Source organism: Streptomyces sp. NPDC020422, from assembly GCF_044386705.1.
In the GTDB taxonomy this organism is placed as follows: Bacteria; Actinomycetota; Actinomycetes; order Streptomycetales; family Streptomycetaceae; genus Streptomyces.
In genome coordinates, this window is the sequence record NZ_JBIRVJ010000014.1 from 1 (window position 1) to 26,768 (window position 26,768).

Consider the following 26,768-nt stretch of genomic DNA (forward strand, 5'->3'; position numbering starts at 1 on the left):
GTCGCCGTCGGGCAGCCGCACGTCGAGCACGGCCACGTCCGGCCGCAGGGCGGGGCCCCGGGCGAGCGCCTGCTCGGCCGTCGCGGCCTCGCCGATGACGGTCATGTCGGTCTCGGCGTCGATCAGGTCGCGCAGCCCCCGGCGCACGACCTCGTGATCGTCCACGAGGAAGACCCGGGTGGTCGTGGTGTCGGCTTCCGGTGGATAGGTCATGGCGATCCCTGTGCTCGGCGGATACCTGCCCACCCCCTCACAAGGATTGTCCGTCAGGAGTCGCCTTCATGGACGGCGATGTCCATCCGCACGTCCACGACACCTTCCACGGCCCGCACGGCACGGGCCACCAGCGGTAGCAGCGCCCGATCGGGCAGTCTCCCACGCACCTGGGCGACCCCCTCCACTACCGTGACGTCCAGGCCGGTGAGGCCGGCCGCCCCGCCGAGCACGGCGTGTCGGACCTCCGACGCGATCTCCTCGTCATCGCGCAGGAACACCTTGAGGAGATCGCTCCGGCTGACGACGCCCTCCAGCATTCCGATCCCGTTGACGACGGGGAGCCGTTTCACCTTCCGCCGGGCCATGATCCGTGCCGCCTCCGCGAGAGAGGCGTCCGCGTGGACGGTCACGGCCGGACTCGACATCAGCTCCCCGGCCCGTACCGCCCCGGCCTTCGCGGCCTCGGTGAACTCCTCCGGCCGAGGGTCCACGCCCCGGAACTCCTCCTTCGGCAGCAGGTCCGCCTCCGACACCACCCCGACGACACGCCCCTCACCCTCCAGGACGGGCAGGGCGCTCACCTTCCACTGGTCCATCAGGGCGACGATCTCCTTGTACGGCGCGTCGCGGCCGATCGCGACGGCGGTGTGCGACATGACGTCGCTGACGGTGTAGCGCGAGACGGTCATCGTGTTCTCCCAGGACGCTTCTCCGGCCTCCTTCCGAGTGTGGCCCGCGGCCCGGAACCCTGGGGAGGGCCGGATGGCCCCGTCCGTCGTGGCCTCCGGGTCAGAACCAGTGCAGGCAGTGCGGGGCGCGCTCGGTGCGGAAGAGGGCGTCGGCGAGGGCGGTCGCCGCCGGGTGGTGGGCCCGGACGTGTCCGGCGCGCACGAGGGTGCTCGGTGCGGTGCCGCCCAGGTAGAGCGAGCCCAGGTCCCGGACGTCCAGGGACAGGTCGGGCGCCCGGTCCGTGGGGACGCAGTCGGCCTTGCCGTCCCGGACGGTCAGCAGATGGCGCTCGTGCTCGCCGAGGAACGGGTCGTGGACGTCCAGGACGAGCTCGCCGTCCGCGAACCAGCCACGCGCGGTCAGCGCACGCGGCACGTCGAGGAGGCGCACCCACAGCCAGTCGGTGTCGCCGCCCACCTGCCCGGCGCGGAAGTCCGCGAGCTGCCAGCGCAGCGGGTGCCCGGGCGGGACGTGCTTGAACACGACCTGGGCGACGAGGTCGTGGCCGAGCACGAACCGGGCCAGGGCCGTGAAGACCGCGTCGTCGCCGGCGATGACCTCGTCCACCGTCAGGGTGTCGGCCTCGCCGATCGCGTAGCTGGCGTACCCGTCCGGGACGCCGTCGGCGTCCCGGTGCACGGCGACGTATCGCGGCGCCGGAGCGACCGGCGGCTGCCCCGCGCCCCGGGTCCACCAGGTGTGCGGCCGGGACAGCGCCCCGGGCTGGCCGCGGCGGTACCGGTCGTAGACCTCCTCCAGGAGCCCGCCGCACTCGGCGCGCCGCAGCACCGCCACGGAGCCGCCGGAGGCCCGGTCGTCGGTGCCCGGCCCGGGCGCCGGGGACCCGTCCCGACCGGCGGCCGCCCGGGGGAGCGCGAGTCCGGCGTTGTGCCGCGGCACCGTCAGCCGCTGCGTGTACGTCGCCGGCCCGTAGCCGAACCGCCCGTAGATCGGCGCCTCGGAGGCCAGCAGGACGGCAAGGAACTCGCCCCGGTCCCGCAGTTCGGTGAGCTGGTGCCGCATCATCGCGCTGAGCACGCCGTGGCGCCGGTGCGAGGGCAGGACACCGACGGCGGTCACCCCGGCAGCCGGGACGAGGGCCCCACCGGGCAGGGTGAGCTCGAAGGAGTAGGCGGCGGCCGTCCCGACAGGGTGCCCGTCCGCCGTCACGGCGAGCAGGCCGCGGTCCATCTCGAGCGCCGCCCACCAGACTCCGCCACCGCCCCCGGCGGGAGTCTCGGGGAAGCGCCCGAACGCGGCGTGGAGGGTGTCGACGAAGACGTCGAGGTCCTGGTCGGTCGTGGGACGGATGTCCATCGGTGGTGCTGCCTCCCCTGGTTGCCGGCACCACGACTCGTGGCGCCCGCCCCAGTGCAGCGCCGGCCCGCGGCGAGATCAACCGAATAACCGGTCAGGGGGAGTAGGCCGGGAGCCGGGCGCGCCTCGGCTCCGGCTCTCGCACTCGCCGAGGAAGTCGCGTCCACCGCCGCGACCACCCCACCGGCGAAGCGGACGCCGACGCCGAGGACGAAACCCACCGGCACGGCCTCCCGGATCCGCCGGTACGCGTACAGCCCCGGCGGATCCCGGAGCCGGACGGCAGCCGTCCGGACGCCGTGCTCGCGCTGGTACCGCTCCCCGAACGGTGGCCTCCAGCGGGATGCGCGTCTGTTCGATGGCGCAGCGGTCGGACGTCGGGTACGCGCCGGGTCAGGCACTGGCCGACGCCGGCCCGGCGCATGAGAATGCCGCCATGACCGATACCCCAGCGCCCCCTCCAGAGCCGACCGGTGCCCCCGCCGTCCGGGTCGAGCGCGACGGCCCGGTGACGACGGTCGTGCTGTCGCGCCCCCGGGCCCGCAACGCCGTGGACGGGCCCACCGCGCGTCTGCTGGCCGACGCCTTCCGGGCCTTCGAGGCGGACGACGAGGCCTCCGTGGCGGTGCTGTGGGGAGAGGGCGGAACGTTCTGCGCGGGTGCCGACCTCAAAGCCATCGGCACGGACCGCGGAAACCGGGTCGAACCCGACGGCGACGGCCCCATGGGACCCACCCGTATGCGGCTGTCCAAGCCCGTCATCGCCGCCGTCGCGGGCCATGCCGTGGCCGGCGGGCTCGAACTCGCCCTCTGGTGCGACCTGCGCGTGGTCGAGGAGGACGCGGTCTTCGGAGTCTTCTGCCGCCGTTGGGGAGTGCCCCTGATCGACGGCGGCACGGTCCGCCTGCCCCGGCTGGTCGGCGAGAGCCGCGCCATGGACCTGATCCTCACCGGACGTCCGGTCCAGGCCGCCGAGGCGTACGAGATCGGGCTCGCCAACCGCCTCGTTCCCCCGGGCCGGGCCCGCGCCGCCGCGGAGGAACTCGCCAGGGAGATCGCCGCGTTCCCGCAGCTCTGCCTCCGCCACGACCGGCTGTCGGTGTACGCGCAGCACGGACTGCCCGAACCCGAGGCCCTGGCGGCCGAGCTCCGCCACGGCATGGTCCCGCTGTCGGCGGGCGAGACCCTCACCGGCGCCGCGCGCTTCACCTCCGGGGCGGGACGGCACGGCTCCTTCGGCGACTGAGCCCGTCGCTGCGGACGATCGCCGAACACGGCCGTACCCGGTCGCCCTCGCTCACGAAGCCCTGGCTGCCGTCGAGTTCCGGCCAGCGCACCGGCGGAGCTGGAGGGGCGCCGGTTGTCAGTGGGGTGTGTCAGAGTCTGCGCATGTTCGAGATCGTGGTGATGACGGAGAACGGGGAGCGGCACGTCCGTGTGTCGGCCGGGGACCTTGCGGGGTTGGTCCGACGCATCGGTGGCGACGGGGACAGGTTTCTCGTGGTCCAGCGGCTTCCGGACCTGCCTGACGTGTTCGCCCAGGTATGGCACGAGGCCGGCGGCGACTACACGGTGGAGCATCGCGACGGCTCCGCCGACCGGCACTTCCAGGCGACGGCCGAGGGGCCCGAGGCCGTGATCGAGGTGCTCACCGGCTGGGCCCGCCGGGGGGCCGCGGGGGCCGGGGACCTGGCCTGGTCGCTGCTCGATTTGGGCCCCGCCCCCCAAGTGCCGCCGCTCGACCTCGACAAGGAGGACCGCGAGGAGCTGGAGGAGCGCGTCCGTGAAGTGCTCGTCGGCGGCTACGCCTCGCGCGCCGACCTGGCGGAGCTCGCCGAGGACTACCTGGTCGACGGGGACAGCCGGCCCGTCTCGCGTGAGCAGGCGCGGGCCCTGGCCGACCGCCTGTGGCTGGAGCGGGTCGCGGAACAGTCCTCGTGGCAGGGGGAGACGGACCCCGAGCGGCTGACGCGCGCGTTCACCGCCCTGCAGGATGCGGGCATCACCGCCCGTGAGAACTTCACCTGTTGCCGGAGCTGCGGCCAGGCCGAGATCGGCGGTGAAGGCCGGTCCGACGCGCGCGGCTTCGTCTACTTCCACACCCAGTGCACGGATTCCGCCGCGGCGGGCCACGGACTGACGCTGTTCTACGGCGGCTTCGACGGCTCGGCCGAGACCACCGCCGCCGTCGGTCACGAGGTCATGGCCGCCCTCGAAGCGGTCGGCCTAGCCGCCGAATGGGACCGGGACCCCGGCAAGGCCATCACCGTCACCCCCCTGGACTGGCGCCGACGTCTGGTCGGTTGAGGCCTCGGCAGAGTCCGCCGAGCAGCTCCCGGACGCAGGTCCGCAGCCAGAGGTGTGCCGGGTCCGCGTCGTGGCGAGGATGCCAGGCGAGACCGACGGGCAGAGCCGGCAGGGCGAGCGGGACGGGGAGGACCACCAGACCGAGGTCCTCGGCGAGCGTCCGCGTCCAGCTCGGGGCGATGCCCACCAGCTCCGTGCGGAGCAGGATGAAGAGGGACGCGGGGAAGGACCCGACGCTGCCCACGACCCGCCGCTCGAAGCCGAGTTCCGCGAGCGCGGCGTCCAATGGCCCTTGCAGTCGCCCACGCGAAGAGACGTTCAGGTGGTCGGCGTCGGCGAACCGCTCGACGGTGACCCGGCCGTCCAGGAGGGGATGGCCCGGACGCACGACGGCCACCATCCGGTCGTCGAAGAGGTGCTCCACCCGCACCTCGGGCGCCACCGTGTCGATGACACCGACCTCCAGATCGGCACGGCCGTCACGCAGCGCGGGCGCCTCGGACGGCAGTTCACCGAGGAAGCGCAGTCGGATGCCGGGGGCCTCGCGCGCGGCGCGGTCGAAGAGGGCGGGCCCCAGGGAAGCGGCGACGGCGTCGTGCCCGAGCACGCTGAAGGTCCGGGAGACCGTGCGCAGATCGCCCACGCCCGGACCCGCGAACAGCGCACGGGCCCGCTCCACCACGGCGCTCACCTCGCTGCGCACCGCGAGCGCGTGCGGCGTCGGCACCATGTGACGGCCCGCCCGTACGAGAACGGGGTCTCCGATCGCCTTGCGGATGCGCCCGAGCGTGCGGCTCATCGCGGGTTCGGACAGGTGAAGGCGTCGGGCGGCGCCGCGCACGCTCCCCTCTTCGAGGAGGGCGTCGAGGGCGACGAGGAGATTGAGGTCGAGCCCGGACGCCGCCGCACCGCCCCTCTCCACCGTATGCGTCACGCGCAATCACCACCTGCACAAGTTGCACTGGATACAAGTCCGGGAGCGACCTTACGGTGGCAGCGGATCCCCGCACCAGCCGGCCGGCGCGTCACGGGTCCACCCCGAATACGCCGCGCGGCGGTCCCTCGACCACGGCATCCGGAACCGTTCCGAGGAACCCCGACCGCGCCCCCCGTCACTCCGCTCCCAAGGAGGAGCCTTGCCTTCGCCTGCCCGAAACCCGCTCCGGCGGTCCACCCTGCTCGCCCTGTGCGCCTGCGTGCTCGTCGCCCAGTCCATGGTGGCCGCCGTCAATCTCCTGCTCCCACAGCTGAGTTCGTCCTCCGTACACCCCTCGCACGCCGAACTGCTCTGGACCGTCGACGCGTACGTCATCGTCTTCGCCGGCCTCCTCATCCCGTCCGGCGCCCTCGGCGACCGCTACGGCCGCAAGGGAGCACTGCTCGCCGGGCTCGGCCTGCTCGCGGCGGGCGCGGCGGTCAGCGCGCTGGCCGGCACGCCCGCGTGGCTGATAGCCGGCCGGGGCGTCTCGGGCGCCGGCGCCGCCCTCGTCATGCCCGCGACCATGTCGATCCTGACCCACCTGGCCCGGCCCGAGCACCGCCCCCGCGCCCTGGCGTCATGGACGCTCGCCGTCGGACTCGGCGGGCTGGCGGGCAACGTCGGCGGCGGCCTGATCGGCGCGTACCTGCCGTGGCAGGCGCTCTTCTGGACGATGCTGCCGCTCGCGGCGCTGCTCGCCCTCGCCGTCGGCCGCACCACGCCCCGTACGGCCAAGACCCCGGACGCCGGCCCTGCCGGCCGCCCCTCCCTGGACCCGCTCGGCACCCTGCTGCTGACCGGCGGTCTGGTGGCCGTGCTCTTCGGCATCATCGAAAGCCCGCTGTACGGCTGGACGTCGCCACGCATCCTGCTGGCCGTCGCGCTGGGCACGGCCCTGCTCGCCGCCTTCACCGCGCACGCGCTCCGCTCCCGCACCCCGCTGTTCGACCCGCGCGTCTTCCGCTCCGCCCGCCTGCGCGCCTCCAGCCTGGGCACGGCCGCGAGTTTCTTCGGCCTCTTCTCGCTCTTCTACGTCAACTCGCAGTACCTGCAGTACGTGAAGGGGTACGACGCCGCCCAGGCGGGCTTCGCGATCGTCCCCCTGACCCTCGGCATGGCCCTCGTGCCCCGCATCGCCGCCCGCTGGTCCGCGCGACCGGCACCGGTGGCGGGCGGCGGCCTGCTCCTCATCGGCCTGGGTCTGCTCGGCGTCTCGACGGCCGACGCGGGCACCCCGTACCCCGTCTACGCCTGCTGGCTCCTGCTGATCTCGACGGGCACCGGACTGTGCATGCCGGCCCTGACCCTGGGCGTGGTCTCCTCCCTGCCCCGCCACCAGGCGGGCCTGGGCTCGGGCCTCGGCACCTCGACCCGCGAGATGGGCGCGGCACTCGGCGTGGCGGTGACGGGAACCCTGCTGGCGGGCCACACGGGCTTCGCCGACGGCATGGCGGCGGCCCTGCGCACGGTCGGCCTGGCGGTGATCGCCGCGGCAGCCCTGACGGCCCTCGGCCTCCGCAAGCCGCGTCCCCAAAACGAGCCCGCACGCACGCCGACGACGGGCGCCGAGTCGGCCTAGTCGGTGCTGCGGTCGGGTGAGCATCACGTGGAGCGCGTAGGCGGGGCACCTCATCCACCACCAGAACCGCAGTCATACGCCGGACGGACCGCGCCGCCCAAAGGCGATCGGTGGACCGCCGGCTCCGGCGGGCGCCGCGGGGAAGACCGTGCGGAGTCGGGGCGGATCCGGCCGGCCCGCCTGCTGATGGCCGCGCCGCCCAGGGACGCCGCGGTGGCATCGGTCGGCCGACCCAAGGAGCGCGTGCGGATCAGCCACGAGGCCCCGCTCACCGGGCACACGGCCGCCGTCGCCGGCCTGGGCTCCGACCCCGCAGCCCTTCGCCCCCGACGACCCGCGCAGAGTGCGATCCTGCGACGTCAAGGCTCCGGGAGGGCGTCTCCCCGGGCCGCCCTCACCCGCTGGGCGTCCCCGCTCTCGACGCCTCCGCCTCCTGTTCCAGGAGGTCGACCATCCGGCGCATGACGGGAAGCGGCAGCGCCGGGTTGAACGACGCGTCCCGCGCCGTGGCCGGGTCGCCGAGCAGGCGCAGCAGGACATCGGGCGGTGTCGCCGGATTCCCGGCAGCCCGGGCCCGGACGCCGGGGTCCGGGTCGTCGAGGAGCCGTACCGCCGTCGCGGGTGAGAGCCGCGGCTCCTCTGCGGCTTCCCGTCGTACCTCTGCCGACTCGTCCCGGCTGAACCGCTCGACCAGCTCGGGGGCCGACGCGGGGTCCGACAGGGCGAGCCGCCGCAGGCGCGGCTGCGGGTGCGTGGCGAACCGCAGCAGGCCCGTGCGCGGGAAGTTGGGGTGACTGCGTGGCCGGCCGGGGAAGCCGAGGCTGCCGTCCCACCAGTGCCACACCTCCAGGAGGGCGTCGGCCGGCGCGTCTTCGCAGGACTCCGCGAGGAACAGGCGCACGGTCCGGTCCGTGTCCCCGGCCAGGCGTTCGACCACGTCGGGCGGCAGCCGGGGCGCGCGGGCCACGCTGCTGCGGATGTGGGGGTGAGCGGAAGAGGCGAGGCGGCGCATCGCTTGGGGGTCGTCGTGGAGCTCCTCGACCCATGGCAGGACGTACGGGTGCCGGGCGTCGGGCTCGATGCCCACGAGCACGCTCGCGCGCTGCTCCTCCGTCAGATCGGCGCGCACGGCTACGGCGGCACGGACGGTCTCGTCCTCGTCGTCGAGGAGGACGGCGACCGCGCCCCCGTCCAGCAGGGCGTTGCCGGCGAGAAGTCGACGCGTCTCCACGTCCGAGTGAAGCGCGAGCTCCATGCTCCAGGAGGCTTCGAGCCGGCACCTGTGCAGGGCCTGGCTGCGCCACTTTCCGTGCAGGCGGGTGAAGACCGCCCGGCCCAAGAACACGTCCTGGTGGTGCCGTAGGAGCGCCGCCGTCCGGACGTCCTCGTCGGCGTCGGCGAGAAGCGCCTCCCGCAGGGCCCGGTCGAGGTGCGGCCAGGCGGGCGCGCAGGCGGCGGCCCGGACCCGCGGTGCGGAATCGGCGGCCAGCGCGCGCAGCGGAGCGGCGGCCATCCCGGGCAGCAGGGCCGCCTCGGCACGGACCAAAGGGGAGGGGTCTGCGACCAGGGCCTCGCGGCACTCCGACGCGAGGCGCACACCGGCTCCCGCGGCGACCTCGACGAACAGCGCCCGTCGTGGCCCTTCCCGCTCGTTCAGCAGCAGCCGGCCCCACTGCTCGGAGGACACCGTGAGCCAGGCATGGCGGTCGGCGACCGTGCCGCGCACGGCGCGGTCGGGGTGGTCCACTGCCGCGTCCACGACCGCCGGCGGCAGGTCCTTGCGGCAGAGGAAACCGGGATCGACATCGAGCAACCGGATGAGCAGGTCCTCGGGCAGCGCCTGATTGAAACCGATGTCCCACCAGTGCCGTACGGGTCCCGTGAGTTCTTCCGCGAGGTCCTCCATCATGCCCGCAGTCTGTCGTACGCGCCCTGGCACCGATCACCGTGCACCGCCGCCCCGCTCACCCCTGGGGCCAGGCCGGGTTCCGGTTCGCCTCCGCCCACTGGTTCCCCTGCCCGTGACTCTGCCCCTGGCCGTACCCGTAGCCTGCCTCGTACACGTACCCGCTCGACGGAATGGGCGCGGCGCCGGGCACGTACTGCACCGGCTCCGGCAAAGGCGGCGATTCCGGTACCGGTCCCGGCCGCGGCTGTGGGGACTCGGCCGGTGCCGCCGGACCGGCCGCCGGCACCGGGAGGCTCCCGTAGCGCTCCATCCGCTGCCACCGCAGCCGGGACCCGGCGATCGCGGTGAAGACGGACTGGATCACGACCAGGTACATCAGCTGGCGGTACACGAACTGCTGCAGGGGCAGACTCCACAGCGGCCCCGGGCGCTCGCCGTCCAGAAGGAACGCGTACAGGCCCATCAGCACCTGGAGCAGGAGGAAGGCCCCCCACAGTCCCAGGATGCGCACCGGGTCGAGGAAGACCAGGCCGTACACGGCGAAGACGTCGACGACGGGTGCGAGCAGCGGCAGCAGCACCTGGAACATCAGCAGGTACATCAGACCGCGGCGCCCGAGTTTGCCCGCCTGCCCGCGCTGGACGAGGGCGCCGCGGTGCTTCCACATGGCCTGCAAGGTGCCGTAGCACCAGCGGTAGCGCTGCTTGCACAGCGCGCCGAGCGAGGCGGGGGCCTCGGTCCAGGCCTTGGCGCGCTCCTCGTAGACCACCCGCCAGCCGTCCCGGCACAGGGCCATGGTGAGGTCGGTGTCCTCGGCGAGGGTGATGTCGCTGACGCCGCCGACCCGCAGCAGCGCCTCGCGCCGGAACGCGCCGACCGCACCCGGCACGGTGGGCATGCACTCGGCGAGGTCGAACAGGCGGCGGTCGAGGTTGAAGCCGACCACGTACTCGATGTGCTGCCAGCGCCCGAGCAGCCCGCCCCGGTTGACCACTTTGGCGTTTCCGGAGACGGCACCCACGCGGGGATCCGCGAACGGCTGGACGATCATACGGACCGCGTCCGGCTCGAAGACGGTGTCGCCGTCCACCATGACCAGCAGGTCGCAGGAGGCCGCGGCGATCCCGGTGTTGAGCGCGGCCGGCTTGCCCGCGTTCTGCTGGCGGAGGACCCGAACGCCGGGCAGCCGCAGCGCCTCGACGATATCGGCCGTGCCGTCCGTCGAGCCGTCGTCGACGACGATGACCTCCACGGGGTGGTCCGAGGCCAGCAGCGAACGCACGGCCGCCTCGATGCCCGCGCTCTCGTTGTACGCGGGGACGATCACGCTCACCGGTTCGGTGACGGGTGGGCCCCACGGGCGACGGCGTCGCTTGCGCACGTGACGGCGCGCGGCGACGAAGACGGCGAGCGCGCGCAGCGCGCTGACAGCGCCCGCGGCGTACAGGAGCCAGGACAGCACGCCCACGGCCCAGTCGCTGGTCCGGAGCGCCGCGATCAGGGCGGAGCCCTGCCAGGCGTTCGCCGTCGTGGCGGGGCGCTCCGCCCTTGACAGTGCGACCGCCTCGCCGACGGTGGTGAACCGCCGCCCGTCCGCCTTCAGGCGGGGAAGCAGCCGTTCGAGCGCGGCGACCGTCTGCGCACGGTCTCCGCCGGCGTCGTGGAGCAGCACGATCTGGCCCGCGGGGCCCTGAGGGGTGGCGTCGGCGAGGATCCGGTCGACACCGGGGCGCTGCCAGTCCTCGCTGTCCTGCGTCGTCAGGACGGTGAGGTACCCCTCGTGGCCTGCCTGCACGACGGCGTCCCAGTCGGCGTCGGTGAGCGCGCGGTTCGAGGAGGAGTACGGGGGCCTGAGGAGTGGTGTGGTCACCCCGGTCGCACCGGCGATGACGAGCTGCGTCTGGCGCAGCTCCAGCGATCGGCGCCACGGGGAGGCGGAGCCGAGATCGGTGTGGGTGAAGCTGTGCAGACCGATCTGATGGCCCTCCGCGACGATCCTGCGGGCGAGCTCGGGGTGCTGCGCGACCCGGGTGCCGACGGTGATGAAGGTGGCGTGGACGTGATTGCGGCGCAGCACGTCGAGGATCTTCGGAGTCCCGACCGGGTCGGGGCCGTCGTCGAACGTCAGCGACACCGTGCGGTCCGCCGGGCGGCTGGTCCGTCCCGATGCTCCTTCGATCACCGGACCGCCGGAGACCACCTGGGCGGGGACGGCCGCCGCCGACCGGCGCTCGCGCGGGGCCGCGTCGGGGGTCTGGTCGAACAGGTGCTGCGTGTAGCCCTGGACGAGGAGCGTCGCCGCGAGGGTGAGCACGAGGGTGGTCAGCAGGAGCCAGTGCGTGCGCACGGGGACGTTGCGGACCGAGCTGTGCCGGCCACGGGCCCGGCGGCCTGAGTTCTTCGACAAGGGACGGGGTTCCTGCCTGGTGCGGGGTGCGTGCGGGTGCCGCGGAGACGCAGTGGGGGAGAGCGGTGAGGAGCGCGTGGACTAGGGGTGGCTGGTGTGTCTGCCGCCGCCCTGGCCGGGCCGGCTCGTGGGTTTGCCGGTCGCCGGTGTGGGCCTGCCGGTCGCCGCCCCGGTGGTCCGATCGGGCGTCGGCCTGGTCGAGGTCGCCGAGCCCGCCGCCGAGGGCGTCGCGCCGGACGTGCGCGAGGCGGTCGCCTCCGGCGTGCTGCTGGGACCGCGGTGCGGAGTACTGCTCGCCGACATCCCCCGCGACGGGGCCGAGCTGTCGGCGCCGCCCGTCGGGGTCGGGTGCGGAGCCGTGGTCTGCGGTGCTCGGGCGGAGGGCAGGAACGGGGCCTGCACGGTGGGGCCGCCCAGCAGGGCGCTGACCAGCAGGGCTACGTAGCCGACGGCAGGCACCACCAGCAGACAGCCCCAGCGACGCACCCGCCGTTGCCTGCGCCCGGACGTGTCCACGAAGACGGGACTGCCCCCGCCACCGGCCCCACCCGCCGCGGGCGTGCGCTGTGCCCCCTCGGCGTCGACCGCGTCGCCGAGGTAGAGCTCCATGGTGTCGTCGGTGTCGTCGCGCGTGGGGTCGGGGCGGGGGTGCATGCGGTGGCGGCCTCTGGGAATCGGAGCTGCGGAGCGGGGGTCCCATGCCCTACAGCGTTGGCGGCGCCGTTCGCGTCACTCCGGCGCCCGGGGTGGGGGAACCGCCGGGAATCGCTGCCTCCACGCGTACGGCCCGGACAGGGCCTCGGAGGGCATCGTGCGAGGAGGTCGACGCGTTCGGTCGACGTCGGGCGCCTGAAGAGCATCGAGGCCGCGGCCCGCCAGTCCTGTCGATCGAGGTCGGGGCGGCGCGCCGCTCAGTCCCGCCCCGCCGACGGGCCCCGCCCCGCCTGCGCGCCCTCACCATCTGCCCCCGCACGCCGGCCGACCCCCGCCTCGGCCCCGTGGCGTAGGCGGTGCCAAACGAGGCCGGCCCCCCGGGGGCCGGCCCTTCCTACCGCAGCCGGTCTCCGTGCGGGTGGTCTTCGTCGAATCCGGGGGCCGCCGACCCGCGCGCGGGTTTACCGTGCGGGCGTACCGCGCTGCCTTCCGCGGTCACGGAGGAGGATCTCGTGTCATCGCCCTGCGACCCGAAGTACGCTCCCGCCGGTGATGTGGGCGGGGCGCTCATGGTGATCGACTCCCGGCTCAGGGCCGTCTACGACGACAAGACGCGGCCCGATCCCGAAGAGCAGCAGCTGATCCGGCAGTTCACCGCGTCCTTGGGGCCGAAGGAGGTCCGGGATCTGCTGGACGGCACGTGCACGGTCATCTTCATGTTCATGAAGTGGCTGCGCCAGGCTCACGAGGATCACGACAAGGACGTCATCGAGTACGTGGTGCCCGGCGTCGTGTCCGCGATGCGCGCCATGACCAAGAGCGTCCGCCCCGAGGCGATTCCGACCATGGCGGGACTGGTGGTCGCGGCCGGCACCGGGCTGAGCCCCAGTCTCTGGCGCCAGCAGTACGGAGAGTGGACCAGGGACGAGATGAACCCCCTGGAGGCCACGGCCTTCCTCCTCGCGGAGCACATCAACCGCATCACCGACGACCGGGACTTCGCGACCCGCCTGATCACCGACGCGCTGTCCCGCGTGGACGGGGACTGACCCGCCCCCCCCGGGCCCGGCCGGGGGGACGGGAGGTCCGTCAGGTCAGCAGGGGGCGCCACCGGTCGGCGGACTCCGCCATGTCCAGGACGACCCGTTCCAGGAAGGTCCCCGCGCCGGACAGGCGCCGCCCGACGGGTGTGTCGGCGCCGAGCTTCTGCGCCGCCGCGACGGCGGCCTGCGCCGTGTCGAGCGTCTGGCGCGCGCTGATGATGATCGAGCGGTACCAGGCCTCGTTGTCGATCACGTACACGTCGCGGCGCCGCCGCGGATCGCGCTCACGCCGCACATAGCCGTGCTCGACGAGGAAGTTCATGGCGACGGACACGGACGCCGGGCTGACCTCCAGCCTGCGGGTCAGCTCGGCCGCGGTGCGCCTGCCGTCCTCGGACAGCAGCAGGTCCACGTGGACGCGCGCCGTCATCCGCGGCATCCCCGAGCGGACGGCGAGTTCGACGATCTCCTCCGTGATCTCGTCGCCCGCCGGTCGGTCCGCGCGCGGCGGCGCCGGCGTGCTCCGGCGCGCCCGCTGGGCCGTCACCTGGTGCGCCTGCTGGGGCCGGTAGCCCCCGGGGCCGCCGTTGCGGGTGACCTCCCGGCTGATCGTCGACGTCGGCCGGCCGAGCCGCCTGCCGATCTCGGCGTAGGAGAGCCCGCCGGCGAGTCCCGCGGCGATCCTGTGACGTTCCTGCTGGGTCAACCGTCCTCCTGGCATGCGCCCCAGTATTGCCTTCGCCGCTCCTCATTGCAACGCTTCATTGCATTCGATCGCACCGTCATTGCATCAATTTCGCCGCTATGAACAGGGATGGCGCCGTCATCGTGATTGACCACCTCATGAACGCAACGTAGCTTTCGAGATGCGTCAAACACGTAATGTCGCGAGATGGGAATGGTCATGAGCGAGTCCGTGCACACCGTCACGACGCAGCCGACGGCACGTCAGGCCGGCTGCCCCTTCGACCCGCCCGCCGAGCTCACCGAGGCACGCCGGCACGGACCGATCAGTCGCTACACCCACCCCGGCGGCAAGCCCGGCTGGCTGATCACCGGGCACGACCTGGTCAGGTCGGTCCTGGCCGACCCGCGGTTCAGCTCGCGCAAGGAGCTCCTGAACGTGGTCGACTTCGAAGTGCCGCCGGCGCCGCCCGGCGAGTTCCTCCTCATGGACGACCCGCAGCACAGCCGCTACCGCAAGCCGCTGGTGGGCAGGTTCACCGCACGGCGGATGCGCCTGCTCACCGAGCGCATCGAGCAGATCACCGCCGACCGCCTCGACGTCATGGCGGAGACCGGACCGCCCACGGACCTGGTGACCGCGTTCGCCAAGCCCATCCCCACCATCGTCATCTGCGAGCTGCTGGGAGTCCCGTACGCGGACCGCGCCTCCTTCCAGGAGCAGATCGACACGTTCATGGGCGGGGAGACGAGCGACGAGGACCTGATCGCGGCCTACACCGCGACCCAGGACTACCTCGCCGAACTGGTCGCGGCCAAGCGCGCGAAGCCGACCGACGACGTGCTCAGCGAGCTCACCGACAGCGACCTCAGCGACGAGGAGCTCAAGGGGATCAGCCTGATCCTGCTGGCGGCCGGGTTCGACACCACCGCGAACATGCTGTCGCTCGGCACCTTCGCCCTGCTGCAGAACCCGGACCAACTGGCCGCACTGCGCGCCGATCCGGCGCTCACCGACCAGGCGGTGGAGGAGCTGCTGCGGTATCTGACCGTCGCGAAGTCCTTCATGAGGACGGCGCTGGAGGACGTCGAGGTGGGCGGCCGGACCATCGAGGCGGGGACGACCGTCGTCCTGTCGTACCACACCGCCAACCGGGACCCCGAGCGCTTCGCCGACCCCCATGTGCTCGACCTGCACCGGAAGCCCGCCGGGCACCTGGCCTTCGGCCACGGCGTCCACCTGTGCCTGGGCGCGCAGCTCGCCCGCGTCGAGATGCGGGTCGCCTTCTCCGCCCTGCTGAGCCGCTTCCCGACGCTGCGCCTCGCCGTCCCGGCCGAAGAGGTCGCCCTGCGCCCGGAGACCGCGGACGTCTACGGGGTGAAGAGCCTCCCGGTCACCTGGGACGCCTGAGCGCCGCCGGGCCCCGCCACCCGCGCCCGGGTCGGTCAGTCGGTCAGCCGGGCTGCACCGGCCCGACGGTCAGTGCGTGCACGGTCGGGCCCGCGCAGTGTTCCGTCTTCCACGGGACGAAGAGCGCGGCGGTCTGATCCGGCGGGTAGATCCGCAGGCCCTCGGCGGGAGCGAGCTTGCACCGTGCCGGGTCGTAACCGCTGACGCCGTTCGCGTCGCGCAGCCTGACGTTCGCCCGCTCGCCGGGACGCAGGGTGACGGTGGCGACGGTGGCGGGCTCGCGTACGGCGGGGTTGCCGGACTGCACGCCGTTCTTCGCCACATAGGACACGCCGGGGTAGCCGGTCATCGTGCAGGTGGTGGTCGACTTGTTGGTGAACACCAGGGTCGCGTAGACCGAACCCGCGGCGGCGTCCGGGCTCGTCAAAGCGACCGAGAGCCGACCGGTGGTGCACTCCCTCGACGACCGGGTCGGACTGCTCGGACTGCTCGGGGCCGCCGGGCCGGTTGGACTGCTCGGGCTGCCGGAGTCGGGCGAGCCGGTCGGCTCGGTCCGGGGGGATGGGCTCCTGTCCGGTGACGGCGGTACGGAGGGCGAACCCGCAGCACTCGTGGGCGCGGGCGGGGCCGACGGTGCCGCGCCCGAAGGGGAAGGAGAGGACGAACAGGCCGTGATCCCCAGCGATGCGGCGGCGAGGAGGGTGACCGGAAGCGCAGCCCTGCGCTTCCACCCCGGGCGCTTCCACCCCGGGCGTTTCCACCCCGCGGGGGCGCGGACGACGGACAGACGTGAACCGGCCTCGACCATTCCCTCACCGTACGCTCGCCAGGGCATCCGGCACCACACCCCGGACCGACACCCCGCACCACACCCGGCCCCGGCCCCCGAGCGCCCGCCTAGACTTCGTCGCTGATCAGCACCCATACCGCACGCAGGTCAGGAGCCCGCTCATGGACGACGGCAGGAATGACGGCATGGACCTCGGCCACCCCATGCACCCCTTCGACGTCGAGACCCTGACGGTCGGCCGCTGGCGCAACGGAGGCGGGGCGACGCGGGAGGTCGCCGTGCGGCCCGCGGACACCGGCGGGGACGACTTCGGGTGGCGCGCGAGCATCGCCGACATCGACGCGGACGGGCCCTTCTCGGCGTTTCCGGGCGTCGACCGGACGCTCACCCTGCTGGCGGGGGACGGGGTGCGGCTGACGTGCCCCGGGGTGTTCGACCAGAGGCTGACCGGGGTGGGAGAGCCCTTCGCGTTCTCCGGCGACCTGTCCCTCGCCGCCGAACTGCCGGGCGGCCCGTGCCGGGTGCTCAACATCATGGTGCGTCGCGGCCGCTGGGAGGCCCGGGTGAAGGGCGTCCACGGTCCGGTCGCACCGCCCTCCGGGCATGCCGGGCTGCTGTACGTACGTCACGGGCGCTGGCGGGCGGGCGCCGGGGGGCGTGTCCTGGAGCCCGGGCAGGGCGTGTGGTGGGACGGAGGCGGCGGCGGGGCAGCCCCGGGCGAGGCGGCGATCGTGCCGCTCTCGCCCGAGGCCGCCGCCCTCTGGGCGGACATCTCGCCAGTGGGGTGACGCGCTCTGGGTGGATGCCTGCCGCTGGGTGACGCGCTCTGGGCGGATCCCGCCGATGGGTGACGTGGGGTCAGCCTCCCACCCGTGCCGCCGTCCGGTCCTCGCTGTCCTCCGCCGCCGGGCGGATGGTCTCGGCGGGCGGGTTGGCGCTGCGGCGCGCCCACACCCAGTACAGGACCGCGGTGACGGCGAGGCCGACGATCCAGGAGATGTCGGCGCCGTCGAGCTCCTTGGTGAGGGCGCCGGTGTACAGCTTGGTGGCGAGGAACGGGATCTGGGCGGCCACGCCCACGACGTAGCAGGTCAGCGCGGTGACGTTCCAGCGCCCGTAGCGGCCGTCCGGGTCGTACAGGGCGGGGATGTCGACGCGCTCGCGGGAGATCAGGTAGTAGTCGACGAGGTTGATCGCGCTCCACGGGGTGAAGACCATCAGGATCAGGAGCACGAAGTTCTTGAAGTTGGCCAGGAAGTCGTCGCTGGCGGCGAGCGCGATGCCGATCGACACGGCCGTGAATCCGACGATGTAGGCGGCGCGCGCGGCGGCCGAGATGCGGGAGCGGCCGTCGAACGCGGTGACCGTGGTCAGAATGGACATGAATCCGCCGTATGCGTTCAGGCAGTTGACCGTCAGCTTGCCGACGACGACCACGAGGTAGACGAGGAACGCGAGGAGCGCCGGTCCCGCAAGCCCGCCGAGGAAGCCGACCTGGTCGGTCAGAAACGCCTTGCCCGCGACGGCGGCGGTCAGCGCACCGAGCGTCATGGCCCACTGGGAGCCGGTGACGGACCCGGCGAACGTGGACCAGAACGTGGCGCGCGTGCTGGTGTCGCGCGGCAGATAGCGCGAGTAGTCGGCCACGTACGGCCCGAAGGTCAGCTGCCACCCGGCACCCAGGCCCACGGCGAGCAGGAACGTCGACGCCTCGAAGCCCTTGTCGCCGAGGTGCGCCCCCACGTCGTACCGGGTGAGGACCCGCACCAGCAGATAGCCGAGGCCGAGCACGCCGACGACGGTGGCGATGCGGCCGGCGACGTGGATGAGGCGGTAGCCGACGACCGCGACGACGGCGGTCAGCGCGCCGAAGAGCAGGATGCCGACCTCCGTGTCGTCGACGCCGAGCATCTTGGACACGGCCTGACCGGCGAGCACGCTTCCGGTGGCGGCGAAGCCGAGGTACATGAGGATCACGAGGAGCAACGGCAGGACCGCGCCGAAGACGCCGAACTGCGCCCGGCTCGACACCATCTGCGGCACACCGAGCCGCGGCCCCTGCGCCGAGTGCAGCGCCATCACGATGCCGCCGAGCACGTTGCCGACCAGCAGCGCGGGTATGGCCCACAGCGCGTCGGCGCCGAAGACGACCGACAGGGCGCCGTCGACGATCGCGGTGATCTGCATGTTGGCGCCGAACCACAACGTGAACTGGCTGCGCGGCGTTCCGTGCCGCTCGGCGTCCGGGATGACCTCGATGGTCCTTCGCTCCATGGCGAGCCGTTCCCCGGAGGCGTACTCGACCGGCATGGTGATGTCCCCTTCCCGCAGCGGTCCCGGCGCGGCTCAGCGGAGCGCCGGGGGTGACCCAGGTGGTGCTGCGCCGAATCTGGCATGGGAATGAACAGACATCAATACTGTGAATGAAATCTTTCAGGCGCGGGGGCTGGACCGTTCCGTTCCGGGATCCGATTCCCGTGTGGCGTGGTGGACGCTCCGGGGTACGCGTGGGATGACAGGCTCGGTCGCGCGGGCCCCCTGGCGGGGGCCGGGCGCAGGAAGTGAGGTGGATGATCGGTGGTGCGAACTGGTCGGGCGGCCGCACGGCGGGAACGGACGAGGGAGTGGCTCGACGGGCTGCGGCGCGACCCGTTCGTGGTGCAGACGGTACGGTCCACGGCGGCGGCGACGATCTCGTACGTCGTCGCGCTGTGGCTGAGCAGTGAGCCGGCGCCGCTGACCGCACCGCTCACCGCGCTGCTCGTCGTGCAGGTCACGCTCTACTCGACGCTCACGACGAGCCTGCGGCGGGTCAACTCCGTTGTCGTCGGCGTGCTGATCGCCATCGCGTTCAGCGTGCTCGTCGGCCTGACGTGGTGGAGCCTCGCGCTGATCATCCTGGCCTCCCTGCTGGTGGGCCGCCTCGTGAGGGTCGAGGAGTTCATCCCGGAGGTGGCGATCAGCGCCATGCTGGTCCTCGGGGTCACCCAGGTCGCCCACACCGCCTGGGACCGCGTGCTCGAGACCCTGATCGGCGCCGTGGTCGGCCTGCTGTTCAACCTCGTGCTCGCCCCGCCCGTCTGGGTCGACACCGCCGGCGACTCGATCGAGGACCTCGCCCGACGCATGCGCCGGCTGCTGCTGGACGTCGCCGAGGAGTTCGGCGGCGCACCGCCCGTCGAGCGGGCGGCGGCGCGGCTGCACGAGGCGCGGCGCCTGGACAACGACGTGGCCGCGGTCGACGGGGCGCTGCGCACCGCCGAGGAGAGCCTCCGCCTGAACCCGCGCGTCAAGGAAGGACTGCTGCACCGGATCGTGCTGCGTACCGGTCTGGACACCCTGGAGATCTGCACGGTGGTGCTGCGCGTCCTGACCCGTACGCTCACCGACCTGGCCAAACAGCGGGGCGGCGGCGAGCTGCTGCCCGGTCCGGCGGCCCTCGCGCTGCGCGAGACCTCGCAGCACACCGCCGACGCGTTCGTCAGCTTCGCCGTGCTGGTGACGGCCTCGGGCAGCGAGGCCGCGGAGGCCGCCGAGAGCCGACTGGCGGGCTCGCTGCGGGCGGCCCGCTCCTGCCGGGGCCGAGCAGCCGAACTCCTGCTGGCACTGGCCCTGCGGGAACCGGGCCGCTGGCAGCTGTACGGGGCGATGCTCGCCGAACTCGACCGGATCCTGGACGAGCTGGACCCGGAGCACCGGGGCCGCCGTCTGATGGAGGAACTCGACCGCCACACCCGCGAACGGCGCGAGCGGCGCCGGCGGCTCGCCGACCGGTACCGCCTGGGACGGGGCGGGCAGGCTGCGTGAGCCGCTCTAGCAGCCGGAGCGGGAGCCGGAGCCGGAGCGGGCGGGTGCGGACGGGGCCCCGGAGGAGGTTCCTTCGGCGCCGGGGAGCGGGCGAGGCCCTGGAGGACGTTCCTCCAGGGCCTCGCCCTCGGACGGTCTCGGCCGGGGCGCGTCAGCCGATGGCCCAGCCGAAGCCCCCGCCCGCGGCCGGCAGGCCGTTCCGGCCCGGCTGGTGGACGGTCACCGTGCCGGTGGCACCGGTGCGGCCACCGGTCGCGTTGCCCCAGGGCAGCGCGTAGACGGCGCCGTACGGAGCGGTGTTCGGCACGCCGACGTACAGGCGCGTGGCGGTCGCCCCGAGGTGGTTGCCGATGGCGTGGCCCGCGGTCGGGGTGCCGCCGAGGCCGGAGGCGTTGCCCGCTTCCAGCCAGAAGTCCGTGTCACCGGGCGCGCCGAACGGATAGAACGTCTGCACCGCGCCCGCGTCCGCCGTGGTGCCGACGTCCTCGCCCGGGATGCCGACGGCGAGGACGAGGGTGTTCGCGGAGGCCGGCTCGTGCGGGGCCAGGTTGGCGAGGGCGACCTTCTGGCCGAACTTGTCCCCCGCCTCGGCCGCGCCCTGCACGTTGTCGACCTCGGCGTTGAAGTTGGCCGCCTGGGTGACCGCGCCCGCCCCGGTCACGCGGAAGGACTGCACGGCGCCCGCCTGGCTGACGGTGCTGGTGCCGACGGCCAGGGCCTCGCCGGGGGAGCCCACCGCGAACACGGTGTCGGTCGCGGCGGACGTGGCCGACGGGCAGTACGCGACGGCCGCCAGGGACGCGCCGAACTGGTCGCCCGCCTCGGCCGAACCGGAGACGAAGTCGTCGTCCTGGCTGATGCCCTGGACCGGCGTGGGGATGCCGTCGGCGTTCACGGCGTGCTTGAGGATCTGCACGCCGCCCGCGTTCGCCAGGGTGCCGATCGCCTCGCCGGGCGAGCCGACGACGACGTGGTTGGCGGAGGCGGCGACGGCGGCGCCGAACTTGTCACCGGCCTCGGCGGTGCCGTCCACGCCCGGCTTGTCCTGGTGCACGGCGACGTTCACGCTGCCGCGCAGGTAGTGGACGCTGCCCGCGTCGGTGACCGTGCCGAGGTCCTCGCCGGGCACGCCGATCACGAGGTACGGCTCACCGGCGGTGGTGTGCCCGGCCGCGACGGCCGCGCCGAAGCGGTCACCGGCCTCCGCGGCCGAGGACAGGATCGAGCCCGCGCCGGTGCCCTGCACCAGGTTGAGCGGGGCCCTGCCCGTGGAGAGGCCGCCCGCGGCGCCGTAGAAGACCTGCACGGAACCGGCGTCCGCGACCGTACCGACGTCCTCACCCGGGACGCCCACGACGAGGTCGGTGCAGCCGTCCCGGTCGTAGTCGAAGGCGGAGACGTTCTCTCCGAAGGAGTCGCCCGGCTCGGCGCCTTCCGACACGGGGCCGAGATCCTGGCTGATCTCCGCGGGGGCCTTGCCGCCGCCGTACAGCACACGGACGACACCGGCGTTGGCGTCGCCGCCCACGGTCGCCTTCGGATCGCCGACGACCGTGTCCTCGACGTCGTCGCAGTCGAAGTCAGTGGTCCGCGCCGACAGGTCGAGCCGGATGCGCGGGGTGGTGGCGCCCGGGTAGCTGATCGGCTTGCCCGTGCTCTCCAGGAGCGACTCCAGCTCCGAGACGCTCGCCCGCGGATACGCCTGCTTGAGCACGGCGAAGGCGCCCGTGACGTGCGGGGCGGCCATGGAGGTGCCGTTGTACGAGGCGTAGGCGTTGCCCGGCACGGAGGAGACGACGTTGCTGCCGGGCGCGAACACGTCGAGCAGCGGGCCCCGGTTGGTGAACGAGGACAGCGTGTCGTCGTCCATGGTGCTGCCGACGGTGATCGCCGAGGAGATGCAGCCGGGCGCGCCGACGGCGTCCGTGTACGCGTTGTTGCCGGCGGAGATGACCGTGGCGACGCCCGCCGCGCGGAGGTTGTCGACGGCCACCTTGCGGGAGTCGGTGTCACAGGCGGTCGTGTACTGCCCGCCGCCCAGGCTCATGTTGGCCGACACGACCGGCGTCCCGGCCTGCTTGAGCTGGAGCACCTTCTCCAGTCCGGCCAACTGGTCGCTGCTGTACGAGAGGACGCACGGCGCCTTGCCGACTCCGCAGGACTCCTCGGTGCCGAACCTGCTGAACACCTGGATCGCGATGATCTTCGCGCCGGGCGCGACACCGGCCTTGGGGGCTCCGGACAGCCCCTGCCCGTTGCCCGCGGCGATGCCCGCGACATGCGTTCCGTGATTGCAGAGGCCCGACCCCGCGCAGGGCCCGCTCTCGGAGTCCGCCGAACCCGCTCCCTCCTGCCGCTCGGTGCCGTCGGGGCACAGGCTGGTGACGCCGGAGGCGGGGTTGTTGGTCGAGAAGCACGCCTCGACGGAGACCCGGTTGCCGAGGAAGGGGTGCTTGACGGCGACGCCGGTGTCGAGGATCGCGACCATGGTGCCGGCGCCGGTCTGGCCGGCGGCGGCGGTCTTGTCGGCACCGACGATCGGTATCGTCGAGTCGAGGGTGGGCGGAACGGCCACGTCCTCGGTGACGCTCACGACACCGGGTTGCGCGGCGAGCTTCTCCAGTCCGGCGCTGTCCACGTTCAGGGTGGTGACAGGCAGCAGGGACAGGGTCTTGAGCGCCTTGCCGGACTTGCCGGCCCGGGCGGCGGCGGGCAGGTCGGAACGGGTCCTGGTGACGACGTTGACCCTGACCGTACCTCCGTCGGACACCGCCTCCTTCAGCGCCCCGCCGACGGGGCCGCCCGGCGTGGGGGATGCCGGGCTGGTGCTCACCGGGGCGGCGTGGGCCGGTATCGCACCGAGGGCCACGGCGGCCAGCGCCGTGACGACCATGGACCGTATAGGTCGTTTCATGTCGCTCCATCGTGAAGCGGGCGGTGGGGGACACCCGCGTGATCATGACTGAGAAGGCGACACGGTATCGAACGGCCTGTCGAGAAGGGGAGTTACCCCCTCCACTGCCGAAAAAGCGCACGCTGCATCAAAACTGACTATGCGTCAATCATGCAGGGACGACGCCGACTACCAGCCCCACTGCGCCGGCCCGGCGGGCCGCAGCCCGGCCTGGCGTGCCAGCCACTCGCCCCGCACGGTGTCGCCCCACCGGAAGTGGACGAAGACCGTGTGCTGCGCGGACGGGATGTCGCGGGACACGTCCTCGGCGTTGAGGGCGATCTGCACGTAGGAATCCTTGGTGCTGCTCTCCAGGTCGAGTTCCGGAACGGCCGGCCAGGTGAAGAAGCCCCAGTCCATCGAAGCCGGCCCGGAGCCGACCACACCGAGGAACGCTTCCTCGATCGACCCGACGGGCCGGTCCTCCATGCTGACCTCGGCGGGCAGCAGGGCCGCCACCCGCTGGTCGCCCGACGTGATCATGCGCCGGACCTCGGCCTCGGACTCGGGCCGGCCCGGGTCGGCCGGGCTGATCCAGGCGTCCGGGAAGGCGGCCACCACGCGCCGCGCCTCCGCCGGCGTCAGCGCGTGGGTCTCCGCGTTGACCCGGAACCGGCTCAGGGGACTGCCCAGAGCCAGCAGGCGGCGGGCGGCCTGGAGGGCGAGCAGCGGATCGGGGGTGCGGAGGACCGGAAGGGCCTGCGAAGTGCTCATGTCGGCGGAGTCTGGCAGACGCGGTCGGCCCGCTCACACGAGTTTCCGCGGCTCGTGGCGTGCCAGACGGTGGCGGAGACGGCGACGGGGGAGCCACGGCGAGCAGCCCCGAGGGCAGCAGCCCAGCGGGCGTCGTCAGCGGGGCGAGAGCCCGCCGTGCGCCTCGCTCGCGCCCCGATCTCCTGATGCCGCCGCGCCCCGGACGACCCGCCCGACGACGGCTGCGGCCTGTTCCGGGTGTTCCTCGAGCCAGCGGCCGAGGTGATCGCGGACGGCCTCCTCGACGCAGGAGCGCACCGCGGTGCCGCCCAGCGTGTTCCGCACGGAGCCGTGGAATTCGGGTTCGTCCAGCTTCACCGACACGACGGCCGTCATCCCCGCACCCATCCGGTCGCTCCCGAGATCGGGGTCCGCCGCCGTCAGCAGTCGTCGCCCGCGTGCGTAGCCGTTGACGGCCGCCGCCACTCCGTCACGGAACCCGCTCACGTGCGTGCCCGCCACGGTGGGAAGGCTGTTGGCGAAGGACCGTACGCGCTCGGCGCCCGAGTCGTTCCACCGCAGGGCCACCTCCACTGCCCCGCCCATCCGTGGGTCCTCCCGCTCGAAACCGATGACGCTCGCCTCCGCCTCCGCATCGGCCTCCGCCTCCGCAAGCGCGTGGTTTGGGGCCGCTTCCTGGGCGTCGAGGAAGACGACGAAGTCCCGGGCCCCGCCGGGGAACCGGAAACGAACCGAACGGGGTGCGGGGGAGTGGCGCCGATCGGTCAGGGAGATGTCCATCTCGCGGTTGAGAAAGGCCAGTTCCCTGAAGCGGTCCGCCAGCTCCGTGAACGAGAACTCGGCCGTCCCGAAGATCCCGGCGTCAGGCCAGAACGTGAGGGTGGTCCCGCTGTCGGTCGCGGGCCCCGTCTCCGTGGGCGGTGTGACCGCGACGCCGCGCGCGTACTCCTGCACCCAGCGGGCGCCGTCGCGTCGCACCTCGGCCGTCATGCGGTTCGAGAGGGCGTTGACGACGAAGGGCCCCGTGCCCCACAGGCCAAGGGAAACGCTGCGGCGGCCGTGGCCTCCCGTCCCGAACTGCATCTCGGTGAGCAGGGCTTGGAGACCGGGAGTGCCGGGGGCAGCCGCGTCCCCGACGGCAAGCCCCGGGCCGTCGTCGCGGACCCGTACGCCGCCGTCGGAGGTGAGCGTGACGTCCACGCGACTCGCGCGGCCGGCCAGGACCTCGTTCACCGCGCGGTCGGTGACCTCGAACACCATCTGCCGGAGGCCGCGTTCACCGGTGGACCCGACATACATCCCGGGCCGTTTCCGCACGGCCTCCCACCCCTCCAGCAGCTGGATCCGACTGGCGTCGTACGCGTTGGTGCCCTCGCTCATGGTGTTCCCCTCGGCAGGTGCCCGCAAGGCTTGTCAGCCTAGGCGCAATCCGGGAAAGCACCAGGTCAGGCTGTGTGTGTCGAAGGGATGGACGGGCGCGTGGGCGCCCGTCCGGAGGAGGTCGGCCCCAGGGCCCACAACGGCCGCGGCATCGCCGCTGCGAGCCCGGCGATGCCGCGTACGACCTCATTCCCGGCGACCCTCAGGCCCCCGATTCCCGGGGCCCGCCGTACGGCGGGCCCCAGGCGGGTGGGGGAGTGGGCGAGCGGGGAACAGGGGGTGGGGAGCGGAGATCAGCAGGCGCCGAGGTCCTGCCAGACGCCCCACTCGCCCGTGGTGCCGGGCTCCTCGCCGGTCGTCCACCACTTGGCCTTCCAGGTGTGGCCCTTGTGCGAGACCTGCTGGCCGCCGGTGTAGACGCTGGAGGAGACCCACGGGGCGGCCGTGCACTGCGTGGCGCCGCCGGTGACGGTCAGGGAGAAGACCGCCGCGTGGCCGGCCGAGGGGCTCGCTCCGTTGACCACGATCTGGTACGTGCCGGAGACCGTGGCCGTCGTGGTGTTCACGGTGAGGGTCGAGGAGCCCCCGGCCGTCACGGAGGTGGGGCTGAGCGTGGCGGTGATGCCGGCGGGCAGGCCGCTGACCGTGAGGTTCACCGTCTGCGCCGTACCGGCGGTGACGGCCGTCTTCACCGTCGTCGAGGTGGACGCGCCGGCGGCGACGGTGGCGGAGGCCGGGGAGGCGCTCACCGAGAAGTCGTCGGTCGGGGTCGTCGTCCCGCTGGTGAAGGGGGCGAAGATGTGCGAGAAGTCCCAGGTGTTCTGCTGGATGCCGGAGCAGCCGTCGGCGGCCGCGCCGCCGGGGCAGCTGCCGTTGTCCCGCTGGAGCGCCCAGAAGGAGAGGGTGTTGATGCCCTTGGAGACCGCCCAGTCGTAGACCGTGCGGGCGTTGGCCAGGGTGAACGTCTCGGCGGGGCCGAAGTCGTCGACGCCGATCATCTCGGTGATGCCGACCATGCCCCAGAGCTGGGCGGCCGTCTTCGTCGGGTAGAGCTTGGCGAGCTGGTCGTAGAGGCCCTGGGCGGCCGTCTTGGTGTCCGCGGCCATGTCGTGCGCCGCGTTGTCGTAGTAGTCGAAGGTCATCAGGTTGACGACGTCCACGCGCGCGCCGTTGGTCACGGCGTTCTTCAGGACCGCGAGGCCGCTCGCGGCGAGCCCGTGGGTGGTCGTCGGCAGGGTGTAGGAGATCTGGAGCTGGCGGCCGTTGGCGGCGGCCCAGTCCTGCAGCACCTTGATGGCCTTGTTGCGGCGGTCGATGCCGGCTGTGTTGTCGAGGGAGTCGACCTCGATGTCCATGTCGAGCCGGGTGACGTCGTAGGTCGTGATGACCTTCTGGTACACGGCGGCGATCTGGTTGACGTCGGTGCAGCTGTCGGCGATCTCGGTGCCGGTGGTGTCGGCCGTGTAGCCGCCGAACGAGGGGATGACGTCGCCGCCGCGGGACCGCATGGTCGCGATGTCGGCGCCGAACGAGGACTGGGCGACGGGCAGGCCGGTGTCGCCGTTCCAGTACGCGGTACAGGAGCCCTTGGTGGCGGTCTGGAGGAACGCCATGGTCAGGTGCTTGGCGCCGGACTGCGCACTCAGGGCGGCGGGGCTCTCCCCGGTCCACGACTCGAAGTACGGGGCGAAGACCCGGGCGGGGAGCGGGGTGGCCGCCTGGGCGGGGGCGGCGGCGACGGCGGAGAGGCCGAAGGCGGCCACGGCGGTGACGGCGGCGGTGAAAGCCGAGCGGAGCGAACGTCGTCTCATGGCGATCCAATGTGGCTGTGGGGGATGCGGGGAGTGCGTCAACATCCTTGTCGCGCACCACTGTTGGGATACGGAGTA

The 26,768-nt window shown here is 73.0% G+C and carries 21 protein-coding genes; 7 read left to right on the top strand and 14 right to left on the bottom strand.

Translation table 11 applies throughout. The features are described from left to right. The 3 genes from ACH414_RS30865 to ACH414_RS30875 form a co-directional block, all read right to left on the bottom strand. On the bottom strand, positions 1–213 hold a 213-nt coding region (locus ACH414_RS30865), incomplete at its 3' end, for a response regulator transcription factor (protein ID WP_398944321.1). Positions 214–266: 53 nt separating this feature from the next. After that, the gene (locus tag ACH414_RS30870) at positions 267–905 is read right to left on the bottom strand and encodes a CBS domain-containing protein (protein ID WP_382544152.1); all 639 of its coding nucleotides are present in this window, start codon (positions 903–905) and stop codon (positions 267–269) included. Positions 906–1,005: 100 nt separating this feature from the next. Then, positions 1,006–2,262 carry a GNAT family N-acetyltransferase gene (locus tag ACH414_RS30875; protein ID WP_398944323.1) on the bottom strand — a complete coding sequence of 419 codons (1,257 nt, stop codon included), beginning with the start codon at positions 2,260–2,262 and terminating at the stop codon, positions 1,006–1,008. A 436-nt stretch (positions 2,263–2,698) separates the two neighbouring features. On the opposite strand from ACH414_RS30875, the gene ACH414_RS30880 reads away from it, so the two are divergent. Next, on the top strand, positions 2,699–3,508 hold the full coding sequence (locus ACH414_RS30880) for a crotonase/enoyl-CoA hydratase family protein (RefSeq protein WP_398944325.1): 810 nt from the start codon (positions 2,699–2,701) through the stop codon (positions 3,506–3,508). Positions 3,509–3,651: 143 nt separating this feature from the next. After that, positions 3,652–4,569 carry a DUF6891 domain-containing protein gene (locus tag ACH414_RS30885; protein WP_382544161.1) on the top strand — a complete coding sequence of 306 codons (918 nt, stop codon included), beginning with the start codon at positions 3,652–3,654 and terminating at the stop codon, positions 4,567–4,569. Here ACH414_RS30885 and ACH414_RS30890 read toward each other — a convergent pair. Continuing rightward, entirely contained in the window at positions 4,532–5,509 is a 978-nt protein-coding gene (locus ACH414_RS30890) for a LysR family transcriptional regulator (protein ID WP_382544164.1), read from the bottom strand. The two genes, ACH414_RS30885 and ACH414_RS30890, sit on opposite strands and share 38 nt — an antisense overlap. Before the next feature lie 196 nt (positions 5,510–5,705). On the opposite strand from ACH414_RS30890, the gene ACH414_RS30895 reads away from it, so the two are divergent. Further along, a complete protein-coding gene (locus ACH414_RS30895; protein WP_398944328.1) occupies positions 5,706–7,127 on the top strand; it encodes an MFS transporter in 1,422 nt (473 codons plus the stop codon). 394 nt (positions 7,128–7,521) lie between these two features. On the opposite strand, the gene ACH414_RS30900 is transcribed toward ACH414_RS30895, so the two are convergent. The 3 genes from ACH414_RS30900 to ACH414_RS30910 form a co-directional block, all read right to left on the bottom strand. After that, positions 7,522–9,036 carry a PE-PGRS family protein gene (locus tag ACH414_RS30900; RefSeq protein WP_398944331.1) on the bottom strand — a complete coding sequence of 505 codons (1,515 nt, stop codon included), beginning with the start codon at positions 9,034–9,036 and terminating at the stop codon, positions 7,522–7,524. Positions 9,037–9,091: 55 nt separating this feature from the next. Further along, entirely contained in the window at positions 9,092–11,443 is a 2,352-nt protein-coding gene (locus tag ACH414_RS30905; RefSeq protein ID WP_398944333.1) for a bifunctional polysaccharide deacetylase/glycosyltransferase family 2 protein, read from the bottom strand. A gap of 81 nt (positions 11,444–11,524) precedes the next feature. After that, positions 11,525–12,097 carry a hypothetical protein gene (locus ACH414_RS30910; RefSeq protein WP_398944336.1) on the bottom strand — a complete coding sequence of 191 codons (573 nt, stop codon included), beginning with the start codon at positions 12,095–12,097 and terminating at the stop codon, positions 11,525–11,527. 512 nt (positions 12,098–12,609) lie between these two features. Between ACH414_RS30910 and ACH414_RS30915 the strand changes: the two genes are divergently transcribed. Next, positions 12,610–13,146 (top strand): hypothetical protein, encoded by a 537-nt coding sequence (locus tag ACH414_RS30915; RefSeq protein ID WP_382544176.1) that lies wholly within the window; start codon positions 12,610–12,612, stop codon positions 13,144–13,146. A 40-nt stretch (positions 13,147–13,186) separates the two neighbouring features. Here the strand turns inward: ACH414_RS30915 and ACH414_RS30920 are convergent, their stop codons facing one another. After that, positions 13,187–13,846 (bottom strand): helix-turn-helix domain-containing protein, encoded by a 660-nt coding sequence (locus ACH414_RS30920; protein WP_386566917.1) that lies wholly within the window; start codon positions 13,844–13,846, stop codon positions 13,187–13,189. 198 nt (positions 13,847–14,044) lie between these two features. On the opposite strand from ACH414_RS30920, the gene ACH414_RS30925 reads away from it, so the two are divergent. After that, on the top strand, positions 14,045–15,235 hold the full coding sequence (locus ACH414_RS30925) for a cytochrome P450 (protein WP_398944339.1): 1,191 nt from the start codon (positions 14,045–14,047) through the stop codon (positions 15,233–15,235). A gap of 43 nt (positions 15,236–15,278) precedes the next feature. On the opposite strand, the gene ACH414_RS30930 is transcribed toward ACH414_RS30925, so the two are convergent. Next, positions 15,279–16,160, bottom strand: a complete 882-nt coding sequence (locus ACH414_RS30930; RefSeq protein ID WP_398944341.1) for a DUF4232 domain-containing protein — start codon at positions 16,158–16,160, stop codon at positions 15,279–15,281. Between the two features lie 26 nt (positions 16,161–16,186). On the opposite strand from ACH414_RS30930, the gene ACH414_RS30935 reads away from it, so the two are divergent. Then, positions 16,187–16,813 (top strand): HutD family protein, encoded by a 627-nt coding sequence (locus tag ACH414_RS30935; RefSeq protein ID WP_398944343.1) that lies wholly within the window; start codon positions 16,187–16,189, stop codon positions 16,811–16,813. A gap of 70 nt (positions 16,814–16,883) precedes the next feature. On the opposite strand, the gene ACH414_RS30940 is transcribed toward ACH414_RS30935, so the two are convergent. Then, positions 16,884–18,335 carry a purine-cytosine permease family protein gene (locus tag ACH414_RS30940; RefSeq protein WP_398944344.1) on the bottom strand — a complete coding sequence of 484 codons (1,452 nt, stop codon included), beginning with the start codon at positions 18,333–18,335 and terminating at the stop codon, positions 16,884–16,886. A gap of 270 nt (positions 18,336–18,605) precedes the next feature. On the opposite strand from ACH414_RS30940, the gene ACH414_RS30945 reads away from it, so the two are divergent. Continuing rightward, entirely contained in the window at positions 18,606–19,832 is a 1,227-nt protein-coding gene (locus ACH414_RS30945; protein ID WP_382544640.1) for an aromatic acid exporter family protein, read from the top strand. A gap of 151 nt (positions 19,833–19,983) precedes the next feature. On the opposite strand, the gene ACH414_RS30950 is transcribed toward ACH414_RS30945, so the two are convergent. From ACH414_RS30950 to ACH414_RS30965, 4 genes are all read right to left on the bottom strand, one after another. Then, the gene (locus tag ACH414_RS30950; protein WP_398944345.1) at positions 19,984–22,746 is read right to left on the bottom strand and encodes a S8 family peptidase; all 2,763 of its coding nucleotides are present in this window, start codon (positions 22,744–22,746) and stop codon (positions 19,984–19,986) included. Between the two features lie 168 nt (positions 22,747–22,914). Further along, positions 22,915–23,499: a hypothetical protein gene (locus ACH414_RS30955; protein ID WP_398944347.1), complete on the bottom strand. Its 585-nt coding sequence runs from the start codon at positions 23,497–23,499 to the stop codon at positions 22,915–22,917. Positions 23,500–23,634: 135 nt separating this feature from the next. Beyond that, entirely contained in the window at positions 23,635–24,879 is a 1,245-nt protein-coding gene (locus ACH414_RS30960) for an ATP-binding protein (RefSeq protein WP_398944348.1), read from the bottom strand. A gap of 293 nt (positions 24,880–25,172) precedes the next feature. After that, on the bottom strand, positions 25,173–26,690 hold the full coding sequence (locus ACH414_RS30965; RefSeq protein WP_398944350.1) for a chitinase: 1,518 nt from the start codon (positions 26,688–26,690) through the stop codon (positions 25,173–25,175). Positions 26,691–26,768 lie beyond the last annotated feature (78 nt).

Bases quoted from the DNA above. Each gene is read 5' to 3' on its own strand.
- ACH414_RS30870 (WP_382544152.1), bottom strand. From the start codon at position 905: ATGACCGTCTCGCGCTACACCGTCAGCGACGTCATGTCGCACACCGCC.
- ACH414_RS30930 (WP_398944341.1), bottom strand. From the start codon at position 16,160: ATGGGTGCTGATCAGCGACGAAGTCTAGGCGGGCGCTCGGGGGCCGGG.
- ACH414_RS30960 (WP_398944348.1), bottom strand. From the start codon at position 24,879: ATGAGCGAGGGCACCAACGCGTACGACGCCAGTCGGATCCAGCTGCTG.
- ACH414_RS30880 (WP_398944325.1), top strand. From the start codon at position 2,699: ATGACCGATACCCCAGCGCCCCCTCCAGAGCCGACCGGTGCCCCCGCC.
- ACH414_RS30910 (WP_398944336.1), bottom strand. From the start codon at position 12,097: ATGCACCCCCGCCCCGACCCCACGCGCGACGACACCGACGACACCATG.
- ACH414_RS30875 (WP_398944323.1), bottom strand. From the start codon at position 2,262: ATGGACATCCGTCCCACGACCGACCAGGACCTCGACGTCTTCGTCGAC.
- ACH414_RS30925 (WP_398944339.1), top strand. From the start codon at position 14,045: ATGAGCGAGTCCGTGCACACCGTCACGACGCAGCCGACGGCACGTCAG.
- ACH414_RS30885 (WP_382544161.1), top strand. From the start codon at position 3,652: ATGTTCGAGATCGTGGTGATGACGGAGAACGGGGAGCGGCACGTCCGT.
- ACH414_RS30900 (WP_398944331.1), bottom strand. From the start codon at position 9,036: ATGATGGAGGACCTCGCGGAAGAACTCACGGGACCCGTACGGCACTGG.
- ACH414_RS30955 (WP_398944347.1), bottom strand. From the start codon at position 23,499: ATGAGCACTTCGCAGGCCCTTCCGGTCCTCCGCACCCCCGATCCGCTG.
- ACH414_RS30950 (WP_398944345.1), bottom strand. From the start codon at position 22,746: ATGAAACGACCTATACGGTCCATGGTCGTCACGGCGCTGGCCGCCGTG.
- ACH414_RS30965 (WP_398944350.1), bottom strand. From the start codon at position 26,690: ATGAGACGACGTTCGCTCCGCTCGGCTTTCACCGCCGCCGTCACCGCC.
- ACH414_RS30935 (WP_398944343.1), top strand. From the start codon at position 16,187: ATGGACGACGGCAGGAATGACGGCATGGACCTCGGCCACCCCATGCAC.
- ACH414_RS30940 (WP_398944344.1), bottom strand. From the start codon at position 18,335: ATGCCGGTCGAGTACGCCTCCGGGGAACGGCTCGCCATGGAGCGAAGG.